Origin of the sequence: Helicobacter sp. (assembly GCF_022511165.1) — a bacterium.
Lineage (GTDB): Bacteria > Campylobacterota > Campylobacteria > Campylobacterales > Helicobacteraceae > Helicobacter_C.
In genome coordinates this window covers 1-4,813 of record NZ_JAFLSB010000066.1, presented here as the reverse complement: position 1 = coordinate 4,813, position 4,813 = coordinate 1, and the positions used below count along the sequence as shown (strand labels likewise).

General features: G+C 40.8%; 2 protein-coding genes. One reads left to right on the top strand and one right to left on the bottom strand.

Features of this window, described 5'->3' with window-relative positions; translation table 11 throughout:
• Positions 1-153: 153 nt before the first annotated feature.
• Positions 154-2,583 carry a pyruvate, water dikinase gene (gene ppsA, locus J1E28_RS07520; protein WP_291028378.1) on the bottom strand — a complete coding sequence of 810 codons (2,430 nt, stop codon included), beginning with the start codon at positions 2,581-2,583 and terminating at the stop codon, positions 154-156.
• 236 nt (positions 2,584-2,819) lie between these two features.
• Between ppsA and purL the strand changes: the two genes are divergently transcribed.
• Positions 2,820-4,813: phosphoribosylformylglycinamidine synthase subunit PurL (gene purL / locus J1E28_RS07515; RefSeq protein ID WP_291028376.1), on the top strand; the 1,994-nt coding region annotated here is incomplete at its 3' end.

Sequence of the window (4,813 nt, the reverse complement as noted above, 5' to 3'; positions counted from 1 at the left end):
TAAAGATATGATTCCAAATGATGCAGAGCCTCTTAAGGGTAGCGCAACACTTCCCGGGCTAGATTATCCTAATACGCCTTATTATCCAAATATTCCTGCTATTTTTTAAATAGGCTAGGGAAAAGATTTGAGATATACCCTAATTAACACACTTTATTTTTTCAAAGATTTTTCAACTTCCACAACCCTTTGCCAAGTGGCAATCACAGAATCAGGATTGAGTGAGATAGAGCTAATACCCTCTTTAACGAGGAATTCTGCTACTTCAGGATAATCACTTGGGGCTTGCCCACAGATTCCGCAGTATTTATTATGTCGTTTGCAGGCTTCAATTGCCTTTTTAAACATTGCAAACATCGCAGGATTGCGCTCATCAAAGATATGGCTTACAAGCTGCCCATCTCTATCCACGCCAAGTGTGAGCTGTGTTAAGTCATTTGAGCCAATTGAAAATCCATCAAACATATTCAAAAATTCATCAGCTAAAATCACATTTACAGGCAATTCACACATTACATAAATTTCTAAGCCATTTTTACCCGATTCTAGTCCATTACGGCGCATAATCTCAAGCACTTTTCTGCCTTCTTCTGGTGTGCGCAAGAATGGAATCATCACTTTCATATTCGTTAATCCCATTTCATCACGCACCAATGCAAGGGCTTGACATTCCCATTCAAATGCGGTGCGATATTGATCAGAATAATATCGACTTGCCCCACGATAGCCAAGCATTGGATTTTCTTCGTGTGGCTCATAGCCCATACCACCGAGCATTCCTTTATATTCATTTGACTTAAAATCACTTGTGCGCACAATAACAGGGTTTGGATAAAATGCCGAGCAAATCATACCAATCCCTTCAGCAATTTTTTTTGTGAAAAAATCCTTTGGATTTTCATAGCCAGACATAATTTTTTCAATCTCTGTTTTTTCTTTCAAGTCTTTTGCATTGCCATTTTGAATATCAAGGAGTGCAAGGGGGTGAGCTTTGATTTGATTAAGTACGATAAGCTCCATACGCGCTAAACCCACGCCGTGATTTGGAATCTGCGAGAATCCAAAAGCTTTTTCAGGATTCCCCACATTCATATAAATTTTGGTTTTTGGATTACCAAGATTATTAAGCTCAATGCTCTCAATTACATATTCGTGTATGCCATCATAGACATATCCCTCTTCACCTTCAGCACAAGAGATTGTTACCTCCATACCACTATAAAGCCTATCTGTCGCACCAATAGCCCCCACAATCGCAGGGACACCAATCTCTCGCGCTACAATTGCTGCGTGGCAAGTGCGCCCCCCGCGATTTGTAATAACTGCCGCCGCTTTTTTCATTACCGGCTCCCAATCTGGGTCGGTATTATCTGTTACAAGAATCTCACCTTCTTTAAAGCTATCCATATGCTCTAAGTCATTAATGATACGCACTTTTCCTGCACCTATCTTTCCACCAATAGCTTTACCTGTAAGAATAATTTCTTTTTCGGCTTCAGGATTCATAAATTTAAATTTCTCTAATTTTTGTCCATCATTTTGTTTGCCCTTTTGGCTTTGCACGGTTTCTGGACGTGCTTGAACGATAAAAATCTCCCCGCTCTCACCATCTTTTGCCCATTCCATATCCATAGGGCGATATTCTCCTGCTTCTTTTGTATAATGCTCTTCAATTTTTATCGCATATCGAGCAAGGGTAAGAATATCTGCATCAGTGATAGAAAAGCTCTTCATTTCGCGTTGTGTGGTTTTGATATTTTTTGTAGGGCGATCGCTCCCACGTGGTGCATACACCATTTTTTGATGTTTATGCCCAAGCTGACGCTTAATAATAGGGCGTTTGCCCTCTTTGAGTGTGGGTTTAAAAACATAAAATTCATCGGGATTGACTGTACCACCCACGACATTCTCGCCAAGCCCCCAAGATGAAGTGATAAACACCGCATCTTTGAATCCTGTTTCTGTATCGATGCTAAACATCACTCCAGCACTGCCTTTATCTGCGCGCACCATTTTTTGCACTCCCACAGAAAGGGCTACTTTGAAGTGATTAAAATTCCTTGAGGCACGATAGCTTACCGCCCTATCGGTAAAGAGTGAGGCAAGGCAGGATTTGACATAGTGGATAAGCTCTGTTTTGCCTTTGACATTTAAATAAGTATCTTGTTGTCCCGCAAAACTTGCATCAGGCAAATCTTCAGCAGTTGCCGAGCTACGCACTGCCACATCAGCTTCTTTCATTCCATATTCTTTGCTTAAAATCTCATAGGCTTGGAAGATTTCCTCGCGTAAATCAGCAGGAAATGGGGTATCAAAGATAAGTTCGCGGATTTTTTTAGAACGTGTCTTGAGTGCGTCAATTTCGGTTACATCAACCCCATCAAGCAAATCAATAATTTTTTGTCGTATGCCACCAGAATCAAGCAAATACCAATAAGCCTCGCTTGTAATAGCAAAACCATTTGGGACACTTATCCCCTCACTTACAAGCTCTTGAAACATCTCGCCTATGCTTGCATTTTTACCACCAACGATAGGCACATCTTTATTGTTGAGTTCCTTGAAAAACTTAATGTATTTCATTTACGCTTTCTCCTTGTTGCACATTTAAAAGCGCGTAAATTGTAGTTAATCAAAGTTTATCACAAACTTAAAATTAGAGTTTTGAGTAGAATTTTTAGTTTATTTTTGGTGTATTTTTTCATAAAGCAAAAAAAAGCTAACTTGTGATAGAATCCGCGTTCCTTTAAGCATTGCTTATTAAAGCTTTAAATAAGTTAAAAGCAGGATTCTTAAAAATCATTGAATAAAGGTCAATAATGGCAGTTCATATTGCACATCTTATAGGCGAAATAAATGAGCTTGATGAAGCACTAAAAACCCACAAGCTTTCAAAAGCAGATTATGATGAAATTGTAAAGATTCTTCATCGCCCCCCTAATCTCATAGAATTAGGTATTTTTTCGGCAATGTGGAGTGAGCATTGCAGCTATAAATCAAGCAAAAAATATTTGAAAGGATTCCCCACGACTGCGCCTTGGGTGGTGCAAGGTCCGGGAGAGAATGCAGGAGTGATTGAAATTAGCGACAATCTCTGTGCAGTTTTTAAAATAGAATCCCATAATCACCCAAGCTTCATTGAACCACACGCAGGAGCAGCCACAGGTGTAGGGGGTATTATGCGCGATGTTTTCACAATGGGTGCGCGTCCTGTGGCAATGCTTAATTCTATACGTTTTGGCGATGTCAATGATAAAGGCGCATTAGGGCGCAAACATCGCTATTTGCTACGTGGCGTAGTGGAGGGTATAGGGAGTTATGGAAATTGTATGGGAGTGCCTACAATCGGTGGTGAAATGAGTTTTGAATCTTGCTACAATGGTAATATTTTAGTCAATGCGTTTTGTTTAGGCATTGCTCAAAAAGATGAGATTTTTTATGGACGAGCTGATGGTGTGGGCAATCCTGTGATTTATGTAGGAAGCAAAACAGGGCGAGATGGCTTAGGAGGGGCAGTAATGAGCTCTGATAGCTTTAATTCGCACTCAAAAGCGGTGCGCTCTGCTGTGCAAGTAGGCGATCCATTTGCACAAAAGCTCTTGCTTGAAGCGTGTTTGGAACTTTTTAAACAAGATTTAATCGTGGGGATTCAGGATATGGGCGCAGCGGGGCTTACAAGCTCAAGCTTTGAAATGGCGGGACGAAGCGGGAGTGGAATGATAATGCACCTTGATAAAGTGCCTATGCGTGAGGAGGGAATGAATCCTTATGAGCTGATGCTAAGTGAATCCCAAGAGAGAATGCTAATTTGTGCCAAAAAAGGCAAAGAACAAGCAGTGCTTGATATTTTTGCTAAATGGGAGGTTGATGCAGCAATTATTGGCGAAGTAACTAAAAGTGGCGTTATGGAGCTTTTTTGGTATGGGGAAAAATGCGCAAATGTCCCTATTAAGGAGTTAAGCGAAAATGCACCTATGCTTGATATGCCTGTGCGTCCTATTCAGGCGCAAAAGCAAAAGGCAGATACGCTTAAAACTCATTTAAGCACACAGGAGATTTTTAATCTCATACTTGGGAGCGTGGAGATTGCCAATAAAAAATGGGTATATCAACAATATGACAATAGTGTGCAAAGCAACACAATAACCCCCGCAGGAAGTGGTGATGCGAGTATGATAGCCCTTAAAAATAGCACTATGGGCTTAAGTATGAGTGTGGATTGTAATATGCGTTATTGCCACCTTGATGCTCGAAATGGTGCAAAAATCGCGGTAGCAACTTCGGGACGAAACTCAATTGTAAATGGGGCAAAACCTCTTGCTATTAGTAATTGTCTAAACTTTGGCTCACCACATAACCCAGAGGTAATGTGGAGCTTTGAGCAGGTGTGTGAGGGGATTAAAGAGGCGTGTAAGATTCTCAATACCCCTGTGGTAAGTGGGAATGTCTCGCTTTATAATCAAAGCGATGGTGTGGATATTTACCCAACGCCTAGTATTGTAAGCGTAGGTGTGATAGAAGATACTACAAAAATCATACCCTCATTTTTTCAAGGGCAGGGTAATATGCTTGTTTTGCTTGGGGAAGTGAGGGCGGAATTTGGGGGTTCTCTTGTGCAAAAACTTTGTGAGGGGCGTATTTATGGGAAGATTCCGCATATTGATTTGCAAAGAGAGCTTACACTTTGGAATCTCATATTAGAAGCACATACAGAAGGGATTTTAAGTGCGGCAAAAGATATAGGCGAAGGGGGCTTAGCTATTAGTTTAGCAAAAATGGCTTTGGGGAATGGCGAACATAAACCCATAGGTTG